Source organism: Pseudomonas asplenii (genome assembly GCF_001293465.1).
GTDB lineage: Bacteria > Pseudomonadota > Gammaproteobacteria > Pseudomonadales > Pseudomonadaceae > Aquipseudomonas > Aquipseudomonas fuscovaginae_B.
Genome location: NZ_JSYZ01000011.1, coordinates 178,162 through 204,015, shown reverse-complemented (window position 1 = coordinate 204,015; position 25,854 = coordinate 178,162). Strand labels below are relative to the sequence as shown.

Below are 25,854 nucleotides of genomic sequence, written 5' to 3'. Positions count from 1 at the left end.
AAACAAGGAACAACCACCCATGTCCTCGACCCCGACCTGGCCGGATGGGCACAAAGCCTGCCTGGCCCTGGCGTTCGACCTCGATGGCCCGACCGGCGATGCCATGCTCGACGACTCGATCTGGCGCAAGCCCGAGTACTTCGGCTTCGGCGGCTACGGCCCGTATCGCGCGCTGCCGCGCCTGCTCGACCTGCTGGAGGCGTTTGCCCTGCCCACCACGTTCTTCGTCCCGGCCTGGGTCGTGGAGAACTGGCCCCGGCAGTGCCAGGCGATCGTCGAGCGCGGACATGAGGTGGCCTACCACGGCTACAAGCACGAATCCTTTTACGCCCTTTCGCTGCAGCAGCAGAAGGACGTAATGAAAAAATGCCGCGAGGTGTTCTGGCAACACCTGAACATCCGCGCCGAAGGCTTTCGCACACCGTCAGGCGACTGGCAGAGCGACACGCCGGCGATGCTGGTGGAAAACGGCGTGATCTATTCCAGCAGCATGCGTGGCGACGATCGCCCCTACCTGGTGAATGTCCCCGGCCACGAGCGGCCGCTGGTGGAAATTCCCGGGCGCTGGGAGATGGATGACTATGCCTCCATCGCCTACACCCGGGGCCCGGATTTTCCCAGTGGCCTGGACCGCACCGCCAGCTATGAGCTGAGCCTGGACAACTGGTGCCGTGAGTTCGACGGTGCCGCCGCCGAGGGTCTGTGCCTGACCACCCTGTTCCATCCCAAGATCACCGGCAAGCCAGGCCGCCTGCTGTTGCTCGAACGGCTGTTCGAACACATGCGCGAGCGCGATGACGTGTGGTTTGCCACCTGCCGCGACGTCGCCCATTGGTGGCTCAAGGAGCATCATCATGGCTGAGTTCATCCGCAAATCGCTCGCCCTGCCGCCGTTTCAGAGCCCCTGGCCCGCGCCCTATCGCAGCGCGGTGGTGATCACCGTCGACTACAACGACATCCACGGCATCCTCACCCAGGCGCCGCAGGTGGCCGGACGTGACAAGACCCTGTCGGTGTGGCGCTACGGCACCCAGCGCGGGGTCGAGCGGCTGCTTGCGCTGTTCGAGGAGCTGGCGGTGCCCAGCAGCTGGTGCATTCCGGGCATCGTCGCCGAAGAGAACCCGGCGCATATCCGAGCGATCCTCGCTGGCGGCCATGAAATCGCCTGCGCCGGCTACCGCCACCAGGACTATGAGCGGCTCAGCCTCGACGAACAGAAGGCCGCGCTGATCCGCGGCTGCGAAAGCCTGGCCAGCCTGACCGGGCAACGCCCGCGGGGCTTCCGCATTCCCGCCGGTCACTGGCAGCCAGGCTTTACCGAGGCCCTGCGGGACCAGGGCATCGTCTGGTCGTCCTCATGGCGTGGCGATGACCTGCCGTTCACCCATCCGACGGCGCCCGGGCTGATCGAGTTGCCGCTGCACTACGAACTGGAGGACGAGCCCTATTTCGCCTTCAACCTGAGCCCCGCCGTCCCTCCGGCGCAATCGCGGATCGCCTCCTACAGCCACACACTGGGCAATCTGCAGATGGACTTCGCCGGGTTTCACCGTTTCGGCCTGTGCTATGTGCTGCGCCTGCACCCGGAAATCATCGCCACGCCCGGGCGCATCGGCATGCTGCGCGAGCTGCTGCAAGGCATCCGCGAACATGACGACGTGTGGATCGCCACCGCCGAGGACGTCGCGCAATGGTGGCGAGAGACTGCCGCGCCACTGACCGAGGACCATCCGGCGGCGGTCCACGAGCGGCACTACCGGACCTACCTGCCCTGAGCGAACGCCCGCGACGCGGGCGTAGCGACTCGCCGAACACACAAGAACAAGGACTCGAGCACCCCAGTGGCCACCTACTCCCTCGTCATCCGCCGGTTGATGATCTGCTCCGTGACCATCGTCGTCAGCCGCGCCATCACCAGCCCGCTGCTGACCCTGTTCCTCAGCCGCAAGCTGGGCCTGAACCAGCAGGACGTCGGCCTGCTGCTGGGTATCGCGGTGTTCATCGCCACCCTGATGTCGCTCTATGGCGGCTATGTCATCGATCGCCTGGAGAAGCGCCGGTTGCTGATCCTGGCCATGCTCTCCAGCGCCGTCGGCTTCACCCTGCTGACCTTCGCCCAGAACCTCTACCTGACCACCCTCACCCTGGTCATCACCGAAGCCGCCTCGGCCCTGTTCCTGATCGGTTCCAAGGCGATCATCAGCGAGAACCTGCCCATGGGCCAGCGGGCCAGGGTGTTCTCGCTGCGCTATACCCTGACCAACGTCGGCTATGCCACCGGCCCCATGCTCGGCGTGGTGATTGCCGGGATCCATCCGCAGGCACCGTTCCTGATCGCGGCCGGCATTGCCTTCGCGAGCATGTTCCTGATGTTCGGCATCGCTCCGCGCAGCGGGGACTCACCGGGCAAGCCGGTCAGCTTCCTCGATACCCTGCGCACCCTGCGCGGCGACCGCACGCTGATCCTGTTCACCGGCGGCTGCCTGCTCAACACCATCGTCCATGGCCGCTACACCCTGTACCTGTCCCAGTACCTGCTGGTGACCCACAGCAGCCAGGAGGCCCTGACGACCCTGTCGGCGATCCTGGCCTGCAACGCCATCAGCGTGATCCTGCTGCAGTACCAGATCGGCCGTTTTCTCAAGCGCGAGCAACTGCGCTACTGGATGGGCATGGGCATCACCTTCTTCATCATCGGCCTGATCGGTTTCAGCCAGGCCGGCAACCTGGTGTCCTGGTGCATCGCCATGTTCATCTTCACCCTCGGGGAAATGATCATCTACCCGGCCGAATACCTGTTCATCGACACCATCGCCCCCGAGCACCTGCGCGGCAGCTACCTGGGCGCGCAGAACCTGGCGGCCCTGGGGGGCGCCATGAGCCCGGTGATCTGTGGCTACCTGCTGATCAACGCACCTGCACCCAGCATGTTCTACGCGCTCTGCGGCCTCACCGCTGTCGGTGGCTGCCTGTGCTACCTGGCCGGTCGCAGCCTCCCTTCACTGCAAAAATAATGCACTTGAAGCTCATTATTATGAATTAGCCAGCGATTCAAGGAACCGGCACACTGGTGCCGTTCCTTCCCCCAACTCAGGAACCTTGAAAGGGCTTTGCGCCAGTCGCGCAAGCCCTTCTTTTTTGTCCCGTGCCTTTGAAGTGGATTGTTCCCGACATGCCTGCCCACTGGTCCCGCCGTCTGTTGCCGCCCTCGCTCAATACCCGCCCCACCGAATGGAGCCGTGCCGCCATTGGCGTGGCCCTGGGCACCCTGATCAGTGTCTGGGCCTGTGCCCGGCTGTTCGGGCTGCCGGTGGCGCTGCACCTGATCGGGCCATTGGGAGCGTCGGCGGTGTTGCTGTTCGCCGTTTCCTCGGGCGCCCTCGCCCAGCCCTGGTCACTCATCGGCAGTTACATGTGCGCCACCCTGGCCTCGATACTGGTGGTGCATTTCCTCGACCGCAGCCTGGGCAGTGCCGGTCTGGCGGTGTGCCTGGCGGTGCTTGCCATGTGCCTGTTGCGTTGCCTGCACCCGCCAGCGGGGGCCCTCGCCCTGCTGATGGTGATCGCCGACCCGGATACCGTCGCCCTGGGCTGGCGGGTCGTGGAGCCGGTGATGCTCGCGGCGACCTGCCTGCTGGCGGTTGCCATCGGCTACAACAACCTGACCCGGGTGCGCTACCCCAAGGTGCATGTCGAGCCGCCCAGGACCTTTATCAACCCTCCTCGCCCCGGCGAGCCCCTGGGTATCACCCGTGAAGATCTGGAGCTGGCCCTGGCGCAGATGGAAGCGTTCATCGATGTGACGGCCGAGGATCTGGAGCAGTTGATCAGCGCTTGCGAGGCCCAGGCCAGGCGCCGCAGCATCGGCGAGGTGTTTGCCTCCAGGCCCTGATTTTGCACCAGGCTGGGGCACGGGGCTCGATGCACAGTCATTGACCGTGCAGGCTGAGCCGTTCACGGGCAAGCCCGCTCCCCCAGGTATTCCATGACAGCTGCGGTGCAGTTGCACCGGTGCAAGCGGCTTTGCTGGCGACAGCGCTCGTTCAGACAAGCACGGCCCCATTGACTCAGCCCCCGCCTCCGCAGGTTTTGCACAAATTGGCGCAAAGCTTGCAGAAAAAACCGGAACAACGACCGCCAACGCAGGCGGTTGACCTCACGACAAAGGCGCCGTGTTGCCCCGTTTCGACGGAGAGCGACACAGCGCCTTTTTGTTTTCCGCACGCATCATTTCCTCGGGCAGGAGCAACAGACCATGACCCAGACCAGCGTACGCAGCGTATGCCCCTATTGCGGTGTCGGCTGTGGCATCGTCATGGAGGTGCGCGACAACCAGGTGATCAAGGTCAGCGGCGACAGGCAGCACCCGACCAACTTCGGCCGCCTGTGCACCAAGGGCAGTACCTGCGCCCAGCCGCTCACCCACTCCGGACGCATGGCCCAGGCGTTCATGCGCCACGAGCGCAAGCGTGACCCGGGCCAGGTCGGCATGGACCAGGCCATCGACGAAAGCGCGCGCCGGCTCAAGGCGATCCTCGACGAACACGGCCCCGACGCCCTGTCCTTCTACGTCTCCGGGCAGATGTCGCTGGAGGCCCAGTACCTGATCAACAAGCTGGCCAAGGGGTTTGTCCGTACTCATCTGATCGAGTCCAACTCACGCCTGTGCATGGCCAGCGCCGGCGCCGGCTACAAGCTGTCGCTGGGCGCCGACGGGCCGCCGGGCTCCTATCAGGACTTCGACCAGGCCGAGCTGTTTTTCGTGATCGGTGCGAACATGGCCGACTGTCACCCGATCCTGTTCCTGCGCCTGATGGACCGGCTCAAGGCCGGTGCCCGGCTGATCGTGGTCGACCCGCGACGCAACGCCACGGCCGACAAGGCCGACCTGTTCCTGCAGATCAGGCCGGGCAGCGACCTGGCCCTGCTCAACGGCCTGCTGCACCTGCTGCTGAAGAACGGCCACACCGATGCCGATTTCATCGCCCGCTTCACCGAGGGCTGGGACGCATTGCCGGAGTTTCTTGAAGACTACCACCCGGCCCGGGTCGCCAGCCTGACCGGCCTGCCCGAGGCGCAGATCCGTCAGGCCGCCCAATGGATCGGCGAGGCGGCCGAATGGATGAGTTGCTGGACCATGGGCCTGAACCAGAGCACTCACGGCACCTGGCACACCAACGCCCTGTGCAACCTGCACCTGGCCACCGGGGCGATCTGCCGTCCCGGCAGCGGGCCGTTCTCCCTCACCGGCCAACCCAACGCCATGGGCGGCCGGGAAATGGGCTACATGGGCCCCGGCCTGCCAGGCCAGCGCTCGGCCCTGGTGGCCGCCGACCGTGAGTTCATCGAAGACCTCTGGCAGATTCCCCGCGGCAGCCTAAGCCAGCGGGTCGGTGGCGGCAGCGTCGCCCTGTTCGAGGACATGCAGGCCGGCAAGGTCAAGGCCTGCTGGATCATCTGCACCAATCCGGTGGCATCCTCGCCCAATCGGCAACGGGTCATTGCCGGACTCCAGGCCGCCGAACTGGTGATCGCCCAGGACGCCTTTCTCGACACCGAAACCAACCGCTACGCCGATATCCTCCTGCCGGCCGCCCTGTGGGCCGAAGCCGAGGGGGTGATGATCAACTCCGAACGCAACCTGACGCTGATGCGCAAGGCCGTCGACGCCCCCGGCCAGGCCCTGCCGGACTGGCAGATCATCGCCCGGGTGGCCTGTGCAATGGGCTATGCCGACGCCTTCGGCTACACCAGCGCCGCCCAAGTGTTCGAGGAGATCAAGCGCGCCTGGAACCCCGGCACCGGTTACGACCTGCGCGGCGCCAGTTACCAGCGCCTGGAGCAGACACCCCAGCAGTGGCCCTGCGGCCCCGGGCAGCAGCAGGACCGCAACCCGATCCGCTACCTCAACGACGGCACGCAAGCGGCTGCCGATGGCTCTCATCCGCGCCTGCTGTTCCCCACCGCCAGCGGCCGGGCAAGGTTCTTCGCCCGGCCCTGGCAACCGCCGGCCGAACAACCCGACGACCACTTCCCCTGGGTACTCAACACCGGGCGCCTGCAGCACCAGTGGCACACCCTGACCAAGACCGGCAAGGTCGCGGCGCTGAACAGGCTCAATCCCGGCCCCTTCGTCGAGATCAATCCGTTCGATGCGGCGCGCCTGGGTATCTCCGAGAAGGATGCCATCGAGGTGCGTTCCGTAAGGGGACGCGCCGTGCTGCCGGCGCAGATCAGCGAGCGGGTGGCAGCGGGCAACTGCTTCGCGCCCTTCCACTGGAACGATGTCTACGGCGACGACCTGACGATCAACGCCGTCACCAGCGATGCCGTGGACCCGATCTCACTGCAACCGGAATTCAAGTTCAGCGCCGTGGCCCTGCACCGGGTCGCTTCGCCCAAGCCTGATCCACAGCCCTTGCCCCTGCGCACGGAGGCCGCGTATACGATGCAGACCCAAGCCCTGGCCCGGATTCTCGGGCTCGACAGCACGCCCAGCCTCCAGCTGGCGCCCGATGAAAACCTTTACCTGCAAGGCTTCCTGCTCGGACTGGGCCACAGTCAGGCCGCAGCCGGTGTCCCGACCCTGCCGGCGAATGCGCCGCTGCAACCGTCCAACCGACTGATTCTCGAAGGGCTCCTGGCCGGTCTGTTCGCCCGCCAGGAGCCGGCCCAGCCCCAGGTGCTGCCGGCAGTCACGAACGAACAGCCGCCCGTGCTGCTGCTCTGGTCGTCCCAGACCGGTACGGTGGAAGCATTCGCCAAGTCGGCCGCCGAGCGCCTGCGGGAGAAAGGCCATCGGGTGCGCCTAGCCTCGATGGACAGCATCCAGGCTCGGGAGCTGAGCCAGGCTGGCCGTGCGCTGCTGCTGACCAGCACCTTCGGTGACGGCGACCCGCCGGACAACGCCCATGGCCTGTGGCAGGCGCTGGAAGCCGACGATGCCCCGAGCCTGGCCCATCTGCGCTTTGCCGTGCTGGCCTTCGGTGACTCCAGCTACGATCAGTTCTGCGGCTTCGGCCGCAAGCTCGACGAGCGCCTGCACAGTCTCGGCGCCCAGCGTCTGGCGGCCAGGGTCGACTGCGAGCCGGACTACCAGGAGCCGGCCAGCGCCTGGTTGGAACAGCTCGATTCGGCCCTTGCCGACAACCCCGTGGTGCTCGCCGGTGCTCCACGTTACAGCCGCCAGCAACCGTTTTTGGCCCGGCTCAAGCACAACCGTCTGCTCAGCGGCCCCGACGCGGGCAAGGAAACCCGGCAGTTCGTCTTCGACCTGGCTGACAGCGGCCTCGACTACCAGGCCGGCGATGCCCTCGGTGTCTGGCCCAGCCACTGCCCCGAACAGGTGGAACAACTGCGTGGCTGCCTGAGCGCGTGCAGCGCCGAGACGGTGGTGTTCCTCAAGGACCAGACGCCCATGCCGCTGGTCGACGCCCTGAGCCGCCATCTGGAGATCGGCCGGATCAGTCCGGCCTTGTTGCAACGGGTCTTTCAACGCTCGGGCAGCAGCCAGCTCAAGCGCCTGCTGGCCGATGAACACAAGACCGAGCTCAAGGACTGGCTGTGGGGCCGGCAACCGGCGGATCTGCTGCGCGAGCTGCAGGTCGAGCTGGGTGCGCAGGAACTGGTGGATTGCCTGAAACCGCTGCAACCGCGGCTGTATTCGATTTCCTCGAGCCCCAAGGCACATCCGGGCGAAGTGCACCTGACGGTTTCGACTGTCCGCTACGAGCACGCCGGGCAGGCGCGTTCCGGTTGCTGTTCGGGGTTCCTCGCCGACCGCGCCGAGGGCCTGGATGTGCCGATCTTCGTGCAGAAATCGGCGAACTTCCGCCCGCCAGCCGATCCTTCGGCGCCGATGATCATGGTCGGTCCGGGTACCGGCATCGCGCCGTTCCGGGCCTTTCTGCAGGAGCGCCAGGCGATCGGCGCAACGGGCAGGAACTGGCTGTTCTTCGGCGAGCAGCATGCCGCCAGTGACTTCTACTACCGCGAGGAACTGCAGGCATGGTGTGAACAGGGCCATCTGCAGCGGCTCGATACCGCGTTTTCCCGGGACCAGGCGCAGAAGATCTACGTGCAGCAGCGGATGATCGAGCAAGGCGCACAGTTGTGGGCCTGGCTGGAGGAAGGTGCGGGGTTCTATGTGTGCGGCGATGCCAGCCGCATGGCGCGGGATGTGGAGGCGGCGCTCAGGCAGGTGGTATGCACCCATGGCGGGTTGGATGCGGATGCGGCGCAGGCCTATGTCCAGGCGTTGGCGGCGGACAAGCGTTATGTGCGGGATGTGTATTGAGCCGGATTCATCCGTGAAAGAGCCCTCGGCGGCGCCCCCATAGCTGGCAGCCGCCAAGCGGAACGCACCAACACAGGTCGAATTCATTCGGAAAATACCGACAAAGACCGAGTAAACCGTACAAACCGGCACTTGGCACACTCCCTGCTTTTATCCAGTCACTCTCTGCCATGAATGACCTGGCAGACCGTTCCGGTGGTCAACGGCGATCACACACAGAACAGGAATAAGACACCAGGCAAAGGCGCCTGGAGCTTCGGCTCCAGGCGTTTTTTTTTGCATTTTTTCTGGCTGCGCCAGTCCGTGACTGGCCGTGATCCGAGGAAGCTCCATGAACGCTATCGTAAATGTCGAACATCGCAGGAAACTGGTGATCGTGGGTAATGGCATGGTCGGCCACCACTGCGTCGAGCAGTTGATCGAGCGTGGCGCCCTGCATCAGTTCGAACTGCATGTCTATGGAGAGGAATGGCAACCGGCCTATGACCGCGTGCACCTGTCCGAATATTTCGCCGGCAAGGACGCCCAGGCCCTGGCCCTCGGCGAGCCCGGCTTGTACGAGCGTCACGGGGTCAGGCTGCACCTGGGCGTCGAAGTGCTGGAGATCGACCGCGACAGGCGCGAGATCGTCACCCGTTCAGGCCGCCAGCCCTACGACCAGTTGATCCTGGCCACCGGTTCCTATCCGTTCGTGCCGCCGATTCCCGGCTCCGAAGGCTCGGCGCGGCTGGTCTACCGCACCCTCGACGATCTCGACGCGATCCGCGCGGCCGCCGCCGAAGCCCGCCGTGGCGTGGTGGTCGGCGGCGGCCTGCTGGGCCTGGAGGCGGCCAATGCGCTCAAGTCCCTGGGCCTGGAAGCCCATGTGGTCGAGTTCGCCCCGCGGCTGATGCCGGTGCAACTGGACGGCGATGGCGGTGCCGCCCTCAAGACGCAGATCGAAGGCCTGGGCGTCGGTGTCCACCTCTCCCGTGCAACCAAGGAAATAGTCGCCGGCGAGCAGTACCGCTACCGGATGAATTTCGACGGCGGCGAATTTCTCGAAACCGACCTGATCGTCTTCTCCGCCGGGATTCGTCCCCAGGACCTGCTGGGCCGCAACAGCGGGCTGGAGATCGCGCCACGGGGCGGCATCGTCATCGACAGCCACTGCCAGACCAGCGACCCGGCCATCTCGGCCATCGGCGAATGCGCCGCCTGGAACGGCAGCGTGTTCGGCCTGGTCGCGCCGGGCTACAGCATGGCGCGCAATGTCGCCAGCCGCCTGGCCGGTGAAGCCGCGGACACCTTCAACGGTGCCGATATGTCGACCAAGCTCAAGCTGCTCGGCGTCGATGTCGGTTCGATCGGCGATGCCCACGGCGCCACCCCGGGCGCACGCAGCTATCGCTTCATCGACGAAGCCAACTCCGCCTACCGGCGCCTGGTGGTCGATGCCGAGGGCAAGAAGGTCATCGGTGCAGTACTGGTGGGCGACAACAGCTACTACGACACCCTGCTGCAATACGTACAGAACGCCATCGCCCTGCCCCAGGACCCGGCCAGCCTGATCCTGCCCATGAACGAAGGCACCCCGACCCTCGGTGCCGATGCCCTGCCCGCCACGGCGACCATCTGCTCCTGCCACAACGTCACCAAGGGCGCGATCTGCTGCGCGGTGGATGCCGGTTGCAGCGATCTGTCCGATCTCAAGGCGCAGACCAAAGCCGCCACCGGCTGCGGCGGCTGCAGCGCGCTGCTCAAGCAGGTCTTCGAGCACGAACTGGTGGCCCGCGGCGTGGCCGTCGACAAGAGCCTCTGCGAACACTTCGCCCATACCCGCCAGGAGCTCTACGCCCTGGTTCGGGTCGGTGGCATCGAGACCTTCGAGGAACTGCTCGCCCGCCACGGCAAGGGTCACACCGGCTGCGACATCTGCAAGCCGGCGGTGGGGTCGATCCTCGCTTCGTGCTGGAACCGGCCGATCATGGACAAGGCGCTGGTGCCGCTGCAGGACACCAACGACACCTTCATGGCCAACATGCAGAAGAACGGCACCTACTCGATCATCCCGCGGATCGCTGCCGGCGAAATCACCCCGGACAAGCTGATCGCCCTGGGTGTGGTGGCGAAGAAATACGACCTCTACACCAAGATCACCGGCGGCCAGCGCATCGACCTGTTCGGCGCGCAACTGCACGAACTGCCACAGATCTGGGGCGAACTGATCGACGCCGGCTTCGAGACCGGCCATGGCTACGGCAAGTCGCTGCGCACGGTGAAATCCTGCGTCGGCAGCACCTGGTGCCGTTACGGTGTGCAGGACAGCGTGGCCATGGCCCTGCTGTTGGAGAACCGCTACAAGGGCCTGCGCGCACCACACAAGTTCAAGCTGGCGGTGTCCGGTTGCACCCGCGAATGCGCCGAGGCCCAGAGCAAGGACATCGGCGTGATCGCCACCGAGAAAGGCTGGAACCTGTATGTCTGCGGCAACGGCGGCATGCGCCCACGCCACGCCGAGCTGTTCGCCACCGACCTGGATGATGAGACGCTGATCCGCTACGTCGACCGTTTCCTCATGTTCTACATCCGCACCGCCGACCGTCTGCAACGCACCTCGGTGTGGCGGGAAAACCTCGAGGGCGGCCTCGACTACCTCAAGGCGGTGATCATCGACGACAGCCTGGGCCTGGCCGCCGAGCTGGAGAACCAGTTGCAACGGGTGGTCGAGCGCTACGAATGCGAGTGGGCCAACGCGATCAGCGACCCGGAAAAACTCAAGCGCTTCCGCACCTTCGTCAACGACCGGCGCGGCGACCCGGACATCCATTTCGTCAAGGAACGTGCGCAGCGCCGGCCGGTGCGCGCCGATGAACTCAACCTGATTGCCGTACATGAGGAGGTGCTCTGATGGGCCAGTCAACCGCACAACACAGCATGGCCAACGATTTGCAGTGGCAGGCGGTCTGCCGCCGCGAAGACCTGGTGGAGAACTCCGGCGTGGTGGTCTGGTTCCACTGCGCCCAGGTCGCGCTGTTCTACCTGCCCGATGACACCCGGGGACGCACCCTGTATGCCATCGACAACCATGACCCGTTGTCCGGCGCCAATGTGATCGGCCGCGGCATCGTCGGCCATATCAAGGGCCAGCCGGTGATCGCCTCGCCGCTGTACAAGCAGCACTTCAACCTCGAGGACGGCAGTTGCCTGGAGTATCCGGAGCAGCAGTTGCGGGTCTGGCCAGTGCGCTGGGCCGGCGATGAAGTGCAGATCGCGGTGATCTGACGTTCGTCGGGAACCTGGCAAGACTGTCAGAACTGACAGTAGCCAGTCTCGACCGCGCAGGCCCTAATGGGCGTCTGGCAGCTGTATCCATCCGGATTGCCAGCGGGACAGGTGTTGCCCAGGCAGCACCTGTCGCTTGTCAGCCACGATGGAGACCATAGCGATGAGTCACGCCCCCCTTCCTCCCCTGCACATCCCGGCAGCACTGGAAAACTTAGACTACCCGCAGCACAACCTTCTGCCGGTCGGCGCCCTGACGTCCGACCTTGCCCTGGACATCAGGACCGCCTGGCCTGACCCCGCGCAACACGACCAGGTCGATCATTTGACCCTGATCTACACATCGCCCACCGGCAACGTCCACGAGTTTCCCCAACACATGCCCGGGCCGATCCACTTCCCGCACAGGCTGTATTTGCTCCCTCAGTACCTGCAAGAGGAAGGTGTCTCCAAGGTTGCCTTCAAGGTGCGCAACCATGCCGGCGCCACCTTCGAGTCAGAAACCGAGCGCTTCACCATCGATTTGCGCGTTCCCAACGGCGGCTTGGCCGGCAGCAAGCCGGAGGTGGATGAAGAACTCAGTCAAGGCGACGGGGTGACCCACCAATACCTACAAGAACATGACCACCGCGTGGACTTCTTCATCGCGCTTTATGACGGACAGACCGACGGTGATCGGATCGGCCTCAGTATCGGCGGGCCCAATGAGCCGGTCCTTAGCTATAAAACAGTGACAGATACCACTAACGGAACTGTTATGTCCTTGGAGGCAAAATACTTCTTTGACATGGCTGACGGCGTGCACTTGGCCTATTACAAGCTCTTCAGCCGGGCTGGAAAGGTGGGGCCCAACTCGAAGGGCACATTCATCCGCATAAAGCTCGGTTCACGTAGTTGAAGCAGGTGCATGGCGGCCATGCTTTTGTAGATCTGGCCGCCATGCCCGGTGGTTGGCAAGCCTTGAGTTGCGCTATCGTCCATGAAGACGATTCTCAATGCGTAACAAGGCCCGCAATGCTCAAGACCCTTGAAGCCCAGGTGACCAGCCAGGCTCCTACACCGGCACTCCAGGCGGAGTTTGCGCAACACGATTTCGAACGGCTGCGCGGTTTCTGCAGCCTGATCTACCTGGCCAGCCTGGGGATCTGGCTGCTGTTCGACCTGATCGTCAGCTTCATTGGCGCCCAGGGTTTCACCTGGATGTCCCTGCTGTTCATCGCCAGCCTGACCGCCCTGGTGATCCTGCAACGCTTCGTGCGCCAGGCACGGCACTTCGACCTGCTGAACCTGGTGTTCGTCGCCGTGATCGCGCTGGGCATCCGCCTGGTCATCGAGGGTCTGCCCCGGGAACAGCATGCGGTGTGGCAGATCCTTGCAGCCTCCAGCATTCTCTACAGTGCCTCGGTACTGCCGTTGAGTCGCTGGTCATTTCTCTGCGCAGTGGGCGTTTGCTGGGTAGTGCTCGATCCCTTCTTCATGACCGGGATCGTCGTCTACGAGCTCAAGGGGGCGCTGATCCTCAGCTATTCGCTGTTTCTCACCGGAATTACCCTCTACAGTTTCTTCAGGCTGCGACAGGCCAAGCTGCACAACCACATCATGGCTGGACGGCTGCTGGAACAGGCTTATATCGATGCGCTGACGGCCATTCCCAATCGACGCTCGTTCATGAGCAAGACCCAGCAGCACTTGCGCACGACGCCGCAGGATCATGCCCAGTACCTGGCAATGATTGATGTCGACAATTTCAAGAAGGTCAACGACGTGCACGGCCACGACGTCGGCGATGAAGTGCTCAAGCGCGTGGCGGCGGACATCAAGACGGTGATGGGGGACTTCGAGTATGCCCGGCTGGGCGGTGAGGAATTCGCAGTGTACCTGCACGGCATGCCCCGTATCGAGGCCGAGGCACTGATGGCGCGCCTGTGCCGACGGGTGCGTGAAGCGATGACCGAGTATCCGGTGACTATCAGTATCGGCCTGGCCCGGATCGAGCCGCAGGACACGCTGAACTCGGCACTGGTCAAGGCTGACCAGGCGCTCTACAGCTCCAAGCACAGCGGCAAGGACCGCTATACCTTTTTTGAGTGACGGAGTTGCGCTGGCCAGCCAGGCTGGCCGCGAACAGGCCCACCGCAGGGATCGGGTTACTTGGTGGCCACCGGCCCGGTGGCGCCGTCCCAGCCCCCGCCGAGGGCGGCAATCAGTTGCACACTGGCGATCAGCCGGCTCTGCAGCAGGCTCAGCACGCTGCGCTCGTTGCTCAGGGCGGTGGTCTGCACGGTGACCACATCCAGGTAGGCGATCAGGCCAGCCTTGTACTGGTTTTCGGTCAGGCGCAGGGATTCACGGGCCGAGTCCAGCGCCTGCTGGCGCACCACCGCCTCGTTCTCCATCACCTTGAGCTGCACCAGGTAGTTCTCCACCTCGCGGAAACCGTCGAGCACGGTCTGGCGATACTTGGCGACAGTCTGGTCATACACCGCCTCGGTCCGTTCCACTTCCGCCGAGCGCTGCCCGCCGTCGAACAGGGTCATCGCCAGTTTCGGCCCCACCGACCAGAAACGGTTCGGCAGGCTGATCCAGTCGGCATAGGTACTGCTGCTGTAGCCGCCGGACAGGCTCAGGGTCAGGTCCGGGTAGTAGGCCGCCTTCGCCACGCCGATCTTGGCGTTGGCGGCAATCACCGAGCGCTCCGCCGAGGCGACATCCGGACGCCGCTCCAGCAGTTGCGACGGCAGGCCCAGCGGAATCTGTGGCAACGCCGGAACGTCGCGGGTGGCCGCCAGCTTGAAGTCGGCCGGTGCCTGGCCGGTCAGCACAGCAATGGCGTTTTCAAACTGGGCGCGCTGCCAGGCCAGGTCGATCAGGTCGCCCTGGGCGCTTTTCAACTGGGTCTGCGCCTGGGCGATCGAGGCCTTGTCCGAAACGCCGAAGCGGTACTGGTTCTCGGTGGTTTTCAGCGAGCGCTCATAGGCCTGCACGGTGGCTTCGAGCAGGCGTTTCTGCTCATCGATCACCCGCAGTTGCAAGTAGTTCTGCACCAGTTCCGATTGCTGGCTCAGGCGCATCGCCGCCAGGTCGGCGAAGCTCGCCTGGGCACTCGCCTGGTCCGCCTCGAGGCCGCGGCGCAGCTTGCCCCAGACATCGGCTTCCCAGCTCACGCCCAGTTGCGCGTTGTAGGTGTCGCGAATCCCGCTCGCGGAACTGCTCAGGCTTGAGTTGCTGCTGCCGGTGCCCTGGCTGGAACGGGTCTTGCCCGCGCTCAGGTCGACACTGGGAAAGAACGCCCCGCGGGAACTGCGCACCAGGGCCTGGGCCTGGCGGAACTGTGCCTCGGACTGGGCCACGGTCTGGTTGCCGCTGTTGAGTTTTTCCACCAGGCCATTGAGCACCGGATCGCCATACAGCTCCCACCAGGCGCCACGGGCCAGCGAGTCGCTGGGCTGGGCCTGGCGCCAGCCGGCGGCTTCCTTGTACTGCGCCGGCGTGGCGGCTTCCGGGCGCTTGTAGTCCGGGCCGACGGCGCAGGCGCTGAGCATCAGCCCGCACAGGGCCAGGCTCAGCAGGCGCGAGCCGCGGGCCATTTCCAGGCGTTGTGCGGCCCGGGCGGTCGCATTGCAGTAGGAGTGGTCAGTCATAGCGGAGTTTCCAGAGCACCATCGGTACGGACGCCACGCCAGGCGTTGAAACGGTGGCGCAGGCGGTCGAGATAAAGGTAAACCACCGGGGTGGTGTAAAGGGTCAGGACCTGGCTGAAGACCAGCCCGCCGATGATGGTCAGGCCCAGCGGCTGGCGCATTTCCGCCCCTTCGGCGGTGCTCAGCAGCAGCGGCAGTGCACCGAGGATCGCCGCCAGGGTGGTCATCAGGATCGGCCGCAGGCGCAGCAGACAGGCTTCACGGATCGAGGCCAGGGGCTCGAGCGCCGAATGGCGCTCCAGTTGCAGGGCCAGGTCGATCATCAGGATCGCGTTCTTCTTCACCACACCGATCAGCAGGAACAGCCCGAGCAGGGAAATCAGGCTGAACTCGCCGCCCAGCAGGTAGATGCTGAGCAAGGCGCCGACGCCGGCCGAAGGCAGCGTCGAGAGGATGGTCAGCGGATGGATGTAGCTCTCGTAGAGCACCCCCAGTACCAGGTAGACCGCCACCAGCGCGCCGAGAATCATGAACGGCTGGCTTTTCTGGGTGGCGGCAAAGGCATCGCTGGTGCCGGCCATCTTGGCAATCACCGACTCCGGCAGGCCTAGCTTGGCCACCGCCCGCTCGATCGCCGCCGTGCCCTGCTCCACCGTCACGCCCGGGGCCATGTCGAACGACAGGCTTTGCGAGGCGAACTGCCCCTCATGGCTGACCTGGTCTTCCTGCAGGCTGTTCTCGTAGTGGGCGATGGCCGACAGCGGAATGCGCTGGCCGTCGCTGCCGATCACCTTGACCTGGTTCAGGGTTTCCGGGTCCTGGGCGTATTTCGGGTTGACCTCCATCACCACCTGGTACTGGTTCAGGCTGTCATAGATGGTGGATATCTGCCGCTGGCTGTAGGCGTTGTTCAGCACTGCGGTGACCATGCTCATGTCGACGCCCAGGCGCTTGGCGGTATCGCGGTCGACCACCAGGGTGGTCTGCTGCGCGCCGCGACCTTCGCGGGCGTCGATGGCGGTCAGTTCCGGCAGCCCCTTGAACGCCGCGATCACCTTCGGATACCACTCGCGCAGGGCCGCCAGGTCGTCGCTCTGCAGGATGTAGGAGTACTGCGCGGTGGTCTGCTCGCGACCGCCGCCGAACTGCAGGTCCTGGTCGGCCATCAGCATCAGGCGTGCGCCGGGGACCTTGGGCATCTCGACCCGCAGGCGCTCGATGACCTTCTGCGCCGAGATGTTGCGTTCCTTGATCGGCTTGAGACGTACCAGCATGAAAGCGTTGTTGGTGCCGTTGTTGCCACCGATGAAGCCGGCCACGCTCTGTACCGCGGGGTCGGCCAGGATCGCCTTGCGGAACGTCTCCATCTTCGGTTGCATCACGCCGAACGACAGGCCGTCATCGCCGCGGATGAAACCGATCAGTTGCCCGGTGTCCTGCTGCGGCATGAAGGTCTTGGGCACCACCACGTACAGTGCGACGTTGACAGCGATGGTCACCAGCAGGCTGAGCAGGGTCAGGCGCCGGTGGCGCAACACCCAGTCCAGGCTGCGGGCGTAGGCGCTGACCATGCGCTCGTTGGCCTGCTCGCTCCAGCGCTGCAGGCGCGTCTGCGCGCCCTGGGGCTTGAGCCAGCGGGCGCAGAGCATCGGCGTCAGGGTCAGGGAGACTACCAGAGACACGATGATCGACGCCGCCAGGGTGATCGAGAACTCGCGGAACAGGCTCTCGATGATGCCGCCCATGAACAGGATCGACAGGAACACCGCCACCAGCGAAACGTTCATCGACAACAGGGTGAAACCGACCTCCTTCGCCCCGAGGTAGGCCGCCTTCATCGGCGACACACCCTCGTCGATATGCCGGGAGATGTTCTCCAGCACCACGATGGCATCGTCCACCACCAGGCCGGTGGCGAGGATCAGCGCCATCAGCGACAGGTTGTTCAGGGAGAACCCGTAGAGGTACATGATGGCGAAGGTGCCGATCAGCGACACCGGCACCGCCAGGGTCGGGATCAGCGACGCGCGGAAGTTGCCGAGGAACAGGTAGACCACCAGCACCACCAGGGCGACAGCGATCAGCAGGGTCATCTCGGCTTCATGCAGGGTCGCCTTGATCACCGGCGAGCGGTCCATGGCCAGGTTCAGCTTGACGCTGGACGGCAACACCGCCTGCAACGCCGGCAACTGCGCCTTGATCTCGTTGACCGTCTGGATGATGTTGGCGCCGGCCTGGCGGTTGATCACCAGCAGCACGGCGGCGTCATTGTTGAAGAAGCCGCTGTTGTAGCGGTCCTCGACGCTGTCCTTGATCTTCGCCACATCGCCCAGGCGCAGGGCCGCACCGTTCTGGTAGTGGATGATCAGCGGCTCGTAGTCCTTGGCCTTCTCCAACTGGTCGTTGGCCTGCACCTGCCAGTTGCGCTGGTCGTCCTCCAGCGATCCCTTGGGCCGGCGCACGTTGGCGTTGGCGATGGTGGTACGTACATCGTCCAGGGCCACGCCGTACTGGTTCAACGCCTGGGGTTCGAGTTCGATGCGCACCGCCGGCAGCGAACTGCCGCCGATCTGCACTTCGCCCACGCCCGGCACCTGGGACAGGCTCTGGGACAGGATGGTCGAGGCCAGGTCGTACAACTGGCCCTTCTGCAACACGTCGGAGGTCAGCGACAACACCATGATCGGCGCCTGGGACGGGTTGACCTTCTTGTAGGTCGGCATGCTGCGCATGCCGCTGGGCAGCAGGTTGCGCGAAGCGTTGATGGCTGCCTGCACCTCCCGCGCCGCGCCGTTGATGTCGCGGTCCATGTCGAACTGCAGGATCACCCGGGTCGAACCCTGGCTGGAGCGGCTGCTCATGGTGTTGACGCCGGGGATCACCCCGAACGAGCGCTCCAGCGGTGTGGCCACGGTCGAGGCCATGACTTCCGGGCTGGCACCCGGCAGGCTGGCCTGGACCACGATCACCGGGAAGTCCATCTGCGGCAGTGGCGATACCGGCAACAGGCCGAAGCTGACGCCACCGAGCAGGACGATCGCCAGGCTCAGCAGCATGGTCGCTACCGGCCGGCGGATGAAGGGTCCGGAAAGGTTCATGTGTCGGCCTGCTCCAGGCGGCTCGGATGCCGCCCCCAGCGCCGTCCCAGCCGATCGAAGAACAGGTAGATCACCGGCGTGGTGAACAGCGTCAGCACCTGGCTGACCAGCAACCCGCCGACCATCACCAGGCCCAGGGGCTGACGCAGTTCGGCGCCGGAGCCGGTCGCCAGCATCAGCGGCACGGCACCGAACAGCGCCGCCAGGGTGGTCATCAGGATCGGCCGGAAGCGCAGCAGCGCCGCCTGGTAGATCGCCTGCTCGGGCGGGATGCCCTGGTTGCGTTCGGCGTCAAGGGCGAAGTCGATCATCATGATCGCGTTCTTCTTGACGATACCGATCAGCAGGATGATGCCGATGATGGCGATCATGCCCAGGTCATTGCCGCTGAGGATCAGTGCCAGCAAGGCACCCACCGCGGCCGATGGCAGGGTCGAGAGGATGGTCACCGGATGGATATAGCTCTCGTAGAGCACCCCGAGCACGATGTACATGGTCACCACCGCCGCCAGGATCAGCAGCAAGGTGCTCGACAGCGAGGCCTGGAAGGCTTCGGCGGCGCCCTGGAACTGGGTCTGCACGCCGATCGGCATGCCGATCTCCTGCTTGACCTGGTCGATGATCTCGACGCCCTTGCCCAGGGCGACGCCCGGCGCCAGGTTGAACGACATCGTCACCGCCGGGAACTGGCCGATATGCGAGATCGCCAGTTGCGCCTGGCGCTCCTCGATCCGCGCCAGGCTCGACAGCCGGACCTGACTGCCGCTGGTGGTCTTGACGTGGATCTGATCGAGGGCGGCCGGGCCGATCTTCTCCCCGGCCTGGGCCTGGAGCACCACACGATACTGGCTGGCCTGGGTGTAGATGGTGGAAATCTGCCGCTGGCCGAAACCGTCGTACAGCGCATCGGTGATATCGGAGACCGACACGCCGAGCCGTGAGGCGGCATCGCGGTCGATCACCAGGTACACCTGCAGGCCCTTGTCCTGCAGGTCGCTGGCGACGTCGGTCAGTTCCGGGCGCTGGGCCAGGGCGTGGACCAGCTTGTCGCTCCATTCGGCGAGCAGGTCGGCGTCCGGCGAGGACATGCTGAACTGGTACTGGGTGCGGCTGACCCGATCCTCGATGGTCAGGTCCTGCACCGGCTGCATGTACAGCCGGATGCCGACCAGTTGGTCCACCTCCGGTTGCAGGCGTGCGATCACCTGCGCCGCGCTGAGGTCTCGCTGACGATGGGGCTTGAGGTTGATCAGCAGCCGCCCGCTGTTGAGCGTGGCGTTGTCGCCGTCGACACCGATATAGGAAGACAGGCTTTCCACCGCCGGGTCGGCCAGGATCACCTTGGCCAGTTCCTGTTGCCGCTGGCTCATGGCGGCGAACGACACCGATTGCGGCGCCTCGGAAATACCCTGGATCACGCCGGTATCTTGCACCGGGAAGAAGCCCTTGGGCACCACCAGGTAAAGGAACACGGTCAGCGCCAGGGTGCCGACGGCCACCAGCAGGGTCAGCGTCTGGTTCCTCAATACCCATTGCAGCTTGCGTCCGTAGGACTCGATCAGCCAGTCGATCCAGGCACCGCTGGCCCGATAGAAACGCCCCTGCTCCTGTTCCTTGGGTTCACGCTTGAGCAGACGCGCGCACATCATCGGAGTGAGGGTCAGCGAGACCACCAGGGAAATCAGGATGGCCACCGCCAGGGTAATGGCGAACTCGCGAAACAACCGCCCCACCACATCGGCCATGAACAGCAGCGGGATCAGTACCGCGATCAGCGACAGGGTCAGCGACACCAGGGTGAAACCGATCTGCTTCGCGCCCTTGAGCGCCGCCTGCATCGGGCTGTCACCCTCCTCGATGAAGCGCGAGATGTTTTCCAGCATGACGATGGCATCGTCGACCACGAAACCGGTGGCGATGGTCAGGGCCATCAGCGTCAGGTTGTTGATCGAGAAGCCGGCCAGGTACATCACGCCGAAGGTACCGATCAACGACAGTGGCACCGCCACCGATGGAATAATGGTGGCGCTGGCCCGGCGCAGGAACAGGAATGTGACCATCACCACCAGGGCGATGGCGATCAGCAGTTCATGCTGTACGTCGGTCACCGAAGCACGGATGGTCTGGGTGCGGTCGGTGAGCACGGCGACGTCGATGCCGGCCGGCAGGTTGTCGGTGATGCTCGGCAGCAGCGCCTTGATCCGGTCGACCACCTCGATGACGTTGGCCCCCGGCTGGCGCTGGATATTCAGCAATACCGCCTGGCTCTGGTTGGCCCAGGCCGCCAGACGCTCGTTTTCCGCACCGTCGACGATCTCGGCCACGTCCTTCAGGCGCAACGGCGCGCCGTTCTTGTAGGCGAGAATCAGCTCGGCGTATTCCTTGGGTGAACGCAACTGGTCGTTGGCATCGAGCATCGACACCCGGGTCGGGCCGTCGAAGTTGCCCTTGGGCTGGTTGACGTTGGAGGCGCCGATCAGCGTGCGCACGTCGGACAGGTTCAGGCTGTTGGCCGCCAGGGCCTCGGGGTTGACCTTGATCCGCACCGCCTGGCGCTGACCACCGGCGATGCTGACCATGCCGACACCACTGATCTGGGCGATCTTCTGCGCCATGCGCGTGTCGACCAGGTCATTGAGCTTGGGCAGCAGCATGGTTTTCGAAGTGATCGCCAGGGTCAGCACCGGGGTATCCGCCGGGTTGACCTTGTTGTACACCGGCGGTGCCGGCAGATCCTTGGGCAGCAGGTTGGTCGCGGCGTTGATGGCCGCCTGGACCTGCTGCTCGGCGACATCCATGTTGATGTCGAGGTTGAAGCGCAGGGTCAGTACCGAGGCACCTCCGGAACTGGTGGAAGCCATCTGGGTCAGCCCGGGCATCTGCCCGAACTGGCGCTCCAGCGGCGCGGTGACCGCGCTGGTCATCACGTCCGGGCTGGCGCCCGGATACAGGGTCATGACGCGAATCGTCGGGTAGTCGACCTGGGGCAGTGCCGACACCGGCAGCAGCCGGTAGGCGATCACCCCGGCCAGGACGATCGCCAGCATGCTCAGGGTGGTCGCTACCGGGCGGAGAATGAACAGCCGCGAGAGATTCATGCGCCGACCTTTTTCGCCTTGGCGTCAGTACCCGCTTCGCCGTCCTTGGCCTTGGCACCGTGCAAGTGTTCGGCTGGCGTACTCGGTACGTCCTGGCTGTCATTGACCACTTCCACCTCGCCCCCATCCTTGAGGCGGTCGGTGCCTTCGAGCACCACCCGGTCACCGGCGGCCAGGCCCGAGGTGATCACAGTGACATTACCGTCACTCGGCCCGACCTTCAGCGGACGAATCCTGACCTTCTTGTCACCCTCCAGCGCATAGACGAAGGTCCCGTCGGTACCGAACTGGATCGCCGCGCTCGGCGCCAGTATCACGCCTTTCAGGGTATCGGCCAGCAGGCGCACGTTGACGAACTGGTTGGGGAACAGGATCTGGTCCTTGTTCTCGTAGAGCGCCTTGAACTTCAGGGTGCCGGTGGTGATGTCGATCTGGTTGTCCAGGCTCTGCAGCACGCCGGTGGCCTGCAGCTTCACATCACCACGATCCCAGGCTTCGGCCGGCAGGTGCGCACCACTGCGGAAACGCGGCAGCACCACGTCCAGGTTGTTCTCCGGCAGGGTGAACGCCACGCTGATCGGCTGGGTCTGGGTGATCACGGCCACGGCCTGGGTGTCGTTGGCCGCCAGCAGGTTGCCGACGTCCAGCTGGCGCAGGCCCAGGCGTCCGGAAATCGGTGCGCGAATCTTGGTGAACGCCAGGTTCAGCTTGGCCGCGTCGACCGCGCCCTGGTTGTTCTTCACCGTGCCCTGGTACTGCAGTACGGTGGCCTCGGCGGTGTCCAGGGTCTGCTTGGCGATACTGTCCTCGGCATACAGCCCGCGATAGCGCTGCAGGTCGACCTGGGCGTTCTTCAACTGGGCCTGGCTCTGCAATAGGGTGCCCTGGGCCTGCAGCAAGGCGCTTTCATAGTTGCGCGGGTCGATTTCGGCGAGCACGTCGCCGGCCTTGACCATCTGCCCTTCCTGGAAATTGATCTTGACCAGTTGGCCGCCCACCTGCGCCCGCACATTGACCGTGTTCAGCGCAGTCACGGTGCCCAGCGCCTTGTAATAGAGCGGGAAATCGCCGACGGTCGCCGGAGCCACGCGCACCGGTACCGGCCCGGTGGAGGCGCCGAAGCCCGGGCGCATCATGCCCGTCTTGCCGGTATGCCCTGCCGGCTTGTGTTCGGTCTTGTGCTCGCCGGCCGGCCAGAAATGCCAGCACAGCGCCGCGATGATCAACACGGTGAACAGGCCGAACAGCCAACGACGGGATTTGCGAGGAGCAGAGGATTGCATGGAGTGATCAACCATTGTGGGCGAGAGCTTCTTCCTTAGGAGCCTGAAAGATAAGCACTCAAATGTTTCATGCAAAGTGCCTTTACCGGCAATTTACCTTTGCATGACGTTCTTCGACCTTTGGGCAAGGCACTGAAACGCAAATGAAAAACGGCCTGGACAGGGACAGGCCGTGAATAAATGCAAGGTCGCTTACTGCAGGACAGCGAGAGCGGCGACGTAGTCGGGTTCCTGGCCGATATCGGCGACCAGTTCGCTGTGCAGCACCTGGTCCTGCTCGTCGAGTACCAGCACGGCCCGGGCGGTGAGGCCCGTGAGCGGCCCGTCGGCGATGGCTACGCCGTAGTCTTGCATGAATCGAGCACCGCGCAAGGTCGACAGGTTCTGCACCTTCTCCAGGCCTTCTGCACCGCAGAAGCGCGCCTGGGCGAACGGCAGGTCAGCGGAAATGCACAGCACCACGGTATTGTTCAGCCCGTTGGCGTGGGCGTTGAAGGCACGGACCGACTTGGCGCAGGTCGGTGTGTCGACGCTGGGGAAGATGTTCAGCACCTTGCGCTGGCCGGCGAAGTCGCTGAGGGCGACATCCGCCAGGTCCTTGTTCACCAGGGAGAATGCGGGTGCCCGGGTGCCGGGGAGCGGCAGTTCGCCATTGACCTGCACCACCACACCCCTGCGCGTCACTTGAGCCATGCGGCGAATCCTTTTGAACGGTTGTAGAGGAAGGGTCGAAGTTAACCACGATATGGCGGCGACACCTACGCCCAAACACAAATTGTCACAGCACCAGGCCCACGCTGGAGCACTGCACAAACAAAAACGGCCTGGACGAGGCCAGGCCGTGGGTGACTGAGGTCGCCGCTTACTTCAAGACAGCCAGGGCCGCATCGTAGTTCGGCTCGTCGGCGATCTCGCCTACCAATTCGCTGTGCAGGACGTTGTTGTTCTCGTCCAGCACCACCACCGCACGGGCGGTCAGGCCGGTCAGCGGGCCTTCGGCGATGGCCACGCCGTAGTTCTCGATGAACTCGCGACCCCGCAGGGTCGACAGGTTCTGTACGTTTTCCAGGCCTTCGGCGCCGCAGAAGCGGGCCTGGGCGAAAGGCAGGTCAGCCGAGATGCACAGCACCACGGTGTTGGCCACGTCATTGGCCTGGGCGTTGAACTTGCGCACGGAGGTGGCACAGGTCGGGGTGTCGACGCTTGGGAAAATGTTCAGCACCTTGCGCTTGCCGGCAAAGCTTTCCAGGGTGACATCGGCCAGGCCGGCGTTGACCAGGGAAAAGGCCGGGGCCTTGGAGCCGACCTGTGGCAGTTGGCCGTTGACCTTGACCGGATTGCCTTTGAGGGTGACTTGAGCCATGAACGAAATCCTTCCAGAAATATTTGAAGAGGTCGAAGTTAAGCACGAAAGCGCCGATCGACCTATGGGGGGAGCGACAAATTCGCACACCCGCGCCGGTCCGGCAAATCTGAAATGCAGCTTTTTACTGTAGGAACTTGCGCGGAAAACTGCCGCCACTCTCCTGGGGCCGCCCTGTTCCCCTGAAACCAGCAAACAGGACAGTCACTTTCAGCAAAACCCATATCAGGCGAGATCATCGCCAATCCACGCCGGATAAAAGCCTGATCCGTATGAATGAGCCATTTCTGAGTCTGTTTTGCCTGCGCGGCAGTTCCTACAGTCCGTCCCATGTCGGGCCGGGGTGGCCTGGCAGGATCTGGCAACCGTGGAAGACGTGAGCATGAGTACAGCAGCAAACGCAGAAGCCTATAACTACAAGGTGGTCCGACAATTCGTCATCGCCACCGTGTTCTGGGGCGTGATCGGCATGGCGATGGGCGTGCTGATCGCTTCGCAACTGGTCTGGCCGGAAATGAACCTCGACCTGCCCTGGACCACCTTCGGCCGCCTGCGCCCGCTGCACACCAGCCTGGTGATCTTCGGTTTCGCCGGCAGCGCGCAGTTCGCCGCCAGCTACTACGCGGTGCAGCGTACCTGTCAGGTACGGTTGTACAACGATACCCTGGCCGCCTTCACCTTCTGGGGCTGGCAGGCGGTGATCGTGATCATGTTCGTCAGCCTGCCGCTGGGCTACACCACCACCAAGGAATACGCCGAGATCGAGTTCAGCGGCGCGGTGTGGATGGCGCTGGTCTGGGTCGCCTATGCCATCGTGTTCTTCACCACCGTGGTACGGCGCAAGACCCGGCACATCTACGTCGGCAACTGGTTCTTCGGCGCCTTCATCCTGGTGATCGCCATGTTGCATGTGGTCAATCACCTGTCGATCCCGGTGGACTGGTTCAAGTCCTACCCGGTCTATTCCGGCGCGACCGATGCCATGGTGCAGTGGTGGTACGGGCACAACGCGGTAGGCTTCTTCCTGACCACCGGCTTTCTCGGCATGATGTATTACTTCGTGCCCAAGCAGGTCGGCCGGCCGGTGTACTCCTATCGCCTGTCCATCGTCCACTTCTGGGCGCTGATCACCCTGTACATCTGGGCAGGTCCCCACCACCTGCACTACACCGCCCTGCCGGACTGGGCGCAATCGCTGGGCATGGCCATGTCGCTGATCCTGCTGGCACCGAGCTGGGGCGGCATGATCAACGGCATGATGACCCTCTCCGGCGCCTGGCATAAGCTGCGCACCGACCCGATCCTGCGCTTTCTGGTGCTGTCCCTGGCGTTCTACGGCATGTCGACCTTCGAGGGCCCGATGATGGCGATCAAGACCGTCAACGCCCTCTCCCACTACACCGACTGGACCATCGGCCACGTCCATGCCGGCGCGCTGGGCTGGGTGGCAATGATTACCTTCGGTTCTCTCTACCACATGATCCCCAGGGTGTTCGGCCGCGAGCAGATGCACAGCGTCGGGCTGATCAACCTGCATTTCTGGCTGGCGACCATCGGCACAGTGCTGTACATCGCCTCGATGTGGGTCAACGGCATCACCCAGGGCCTGATGTGGCGGGCCGTGAACGAGGACGGCACCCTCACCTACTCCTTCGTCGAGGCCTTGCTGGCCAGCCATCCCGGGTTTGTCGTGCGCTTCGTCGGTGGAGTGTTCTTCCTCGGCGGCATGCTGCTGATGGCCTACAACACCTGGCGCACGGTGCGGGTGGCGGATACCGCGCTGGCCCGACAGGCGGCGCAGATTGCCTGAG

Annotated in this window: 16 protein-coding genes; 10 read left to right on the top strand and 6 right to left on the bottom strand. The window is 64.4% G+C overall.

Annotation, left to right across the window (positions count from 1 at the left end):
* Positions 1-19 precede the first annotated feature (19 nt).
* The 9 genes from PF66_RS16555 (at position 20) to PF66_RS16515 (ending at position 13,651) form a co-directional block, all read left to right on the top strand.
* The gene (locus PF66_RS16555; RefSeq protein WP_054063290.1) at positions 20-862 is read left to right on the top strand and encodes a polysaccharide deacetylase family protein; all 843 of its coding nucleotides are present in this window, start codon (positions 20-22) and stop codon (positions 860-862) included.
* Positions 855-1,775 carry a polysaccharide deacetylase family protein gene (locus PF66_RS16550; protein WP_054059512.1) on the top strand — a complete coding sequence of 307 codons (921 nt, stop codon included), beginning with the start codon at positions 855-857 and terminating at the stop codon, positions 1,773-1,775. Before PF66_RS16555 ends, PF66_RS16550 begins: the two co-directional genes overlap by 8 nt.
* A 66-nt stretch (positions 1,776-1,841) precedes the next feature.
* Complete coding sequence (locus PF66_RS16545) at positions 1,842-3,014, top strand: MFS transporter (protein ID WP_054063289.1); 1,173 nt, start codon at positions 1,842-1,844, stop codon at positions 3,012-3,014.
* Positions 3,015-3,172: 158 nt separating this feature from the next.
* Positions 3,173-3,892, top strand: coding sequence for an HPP family protein (locus tag PF66_RS16540; protein WP_054063288.1), 720 nt, complete (start codon positions 3,173-3,175; stop codon positions 3,890-3,892).
* Between the two features lie 363 nt (positions 3,893-4,255).
* On the top strand, positions 4,256-8,296 hold the full coding sequence (locus PF66_RS16535; protein WP_054063287.1) for a bifunctional nitrate reductase/sulfite reductase flavoprotein subunit alpha: 4,041 nt from the start codon (positions 4,256-4,258) through the stop codon (positions 8,294-8,296).
* A gap of 331 nt (positions 8,297-8,627) precedes the next feature.
* Positions 8,628-11,186: a nitrite reductase large subunit NirB gene (nirB, locus tag PF66_RS16530; protein ID WP_054063286.1), complete on the top strand. Its 2,559-nt coding sequence runs from the start codon at positions 8,628-8,630 to the stop codon at positions 11,184-11,186.
* Positions 11,186-11,560 (top strand): nitrite reductase small subunit NirD, encoded by a 375-nt coding sequence (gene nirD / locus PF66_RS16525; protein ID WP_054059517.1) that lies wholly within the window; start codon positions 11,186-11,188, stop codon positions 11,558-11,560. The genes nirB and nirD overlap by 1 nt, the downstream gene beginning before the upstream one ends.
* Before the next feature lie 163 nt (positions 11,561-11,723).
* Positions 11,724-12,458 (top strand): hypothetical protein, encoded by a 735-nt coding sequence (locus PF66_RS16520; RefSeq protein WP_054063285.1) that lies wholly within the window; start codon positions 11,724-11,726, stop codon positions 12,456-12,458.
* 116 nt (positions 12,459-12,574) lie between these two features.
* A complete protein-coding gene (locus PF66_RS16515; protein ID WP_054059519.1) occupies positions 12,575-13,651 on the top strand; it encodes a GGDEF domain-containing protein in 1,077 nt (358 codons plus the stop codon).
* 56 nt (positions 13,652-13,707) lie between these two features.
* Here the strand turns inward: PF66_RS16515 and PF66_RS16510 are convergent, their stop codons facing one another.
* From PF66_RS16510 to tpx (PF66_RS16485), 6 genes are all read right to left on the bottom strand, one after another.
* Positions 13,708-15,201, bottom strand: coding sequence for an efflux transporter outer membrane subunit (locus tag PF66_RS16510; protein WP_054063284.1), 1,494 nt, complete (start codon positions 15,199-15,201; stop codon positions 13,708-13,710).
* On the bottom strand, positions 15,198-18,299 hold the full coding sequence (locus PF66_RS16505; protein ID WP_054059521.1) for an efflux RND transporter permease subunit: 3,102 nt from the start codon (positions 18,297-18,299) through the stop codon (positions 15,198-15,200). The genes PF66_RS16510 and PF66_RS16505 overlap by 4 nt, the downstream gene beginning before the upstream one ends.
* Positions 18,296-21,397: an MdtB/MuxB family multidrug efflux RND transporter permease subunit gene (locus PF66_RS16500; protein ID WP_054063283.1), complete on the bottom strand. Its 3,102-nt coding sequence runs from the start codon at positions 21,395-21,397 to the stop codon at positions 18,296-18,298. Before PF66_RS16500 ends, PF66_RS16505 begins: the two co-directional genes overlap by 4 nt.
* Entirely contained in the window at positions 21,394-22,695 is a 1,302-nt protein-coding gene (locus PF66_RS16495; protein WP_054059523.1) for an MdtA/MuxA family multidrug efflux RND transporter periplasmic adaptor subunit, read from the bottom strand. The genes PF66_RS16500 and PF66_RS16495 overlap by 4 nt, the downstream gene beginning before the upstream one ends.
* Before the next feature lie 177 nt (positions 22,696-22,872).
* The gene (gene tpx, locus PF66_RS16490; RefSeq protein ID WP_054063282.1) at positions 22,873-23,373 is read right to left on the bottom strand and encodes a thiol peroxidase; all 501 of its coding nucleotides are present in this window, start codon (positions 23,371-23,373) and stop codon (positions 22,873-22,875) included.
* A gap of 169 nt (positions 23,374-23,542) precedes the next feature.
* Entirely contained in the window at positions 23,543-24,043 is a 501-nt protein-coding gene (tpx, locus tag PF66_RS16485) for a thiol peroxidase (protein WP_054059525.1), read from the bottom strand.
* Positions 24,044-24,425: 382 nt separating this feature from the next.
* Between tpx (PF66_RS16485) and ccoN the strand changes: the two genes are divergently transcribed.
* Positions 24,426-25,853, top strand: coding sequence for a cytochrome-c oxidase, cbb3-type subunit I (ccoN, locus tag PF66_RS16480; RefSeq protein ID WP_054063281.1), 1,428 nt, complete (start codon positions 24,426-24,428; stop codon positions 25,851-25,853).
* The last annotated feature ends 1 nt before the right edge of the window (position 25,854 follow it).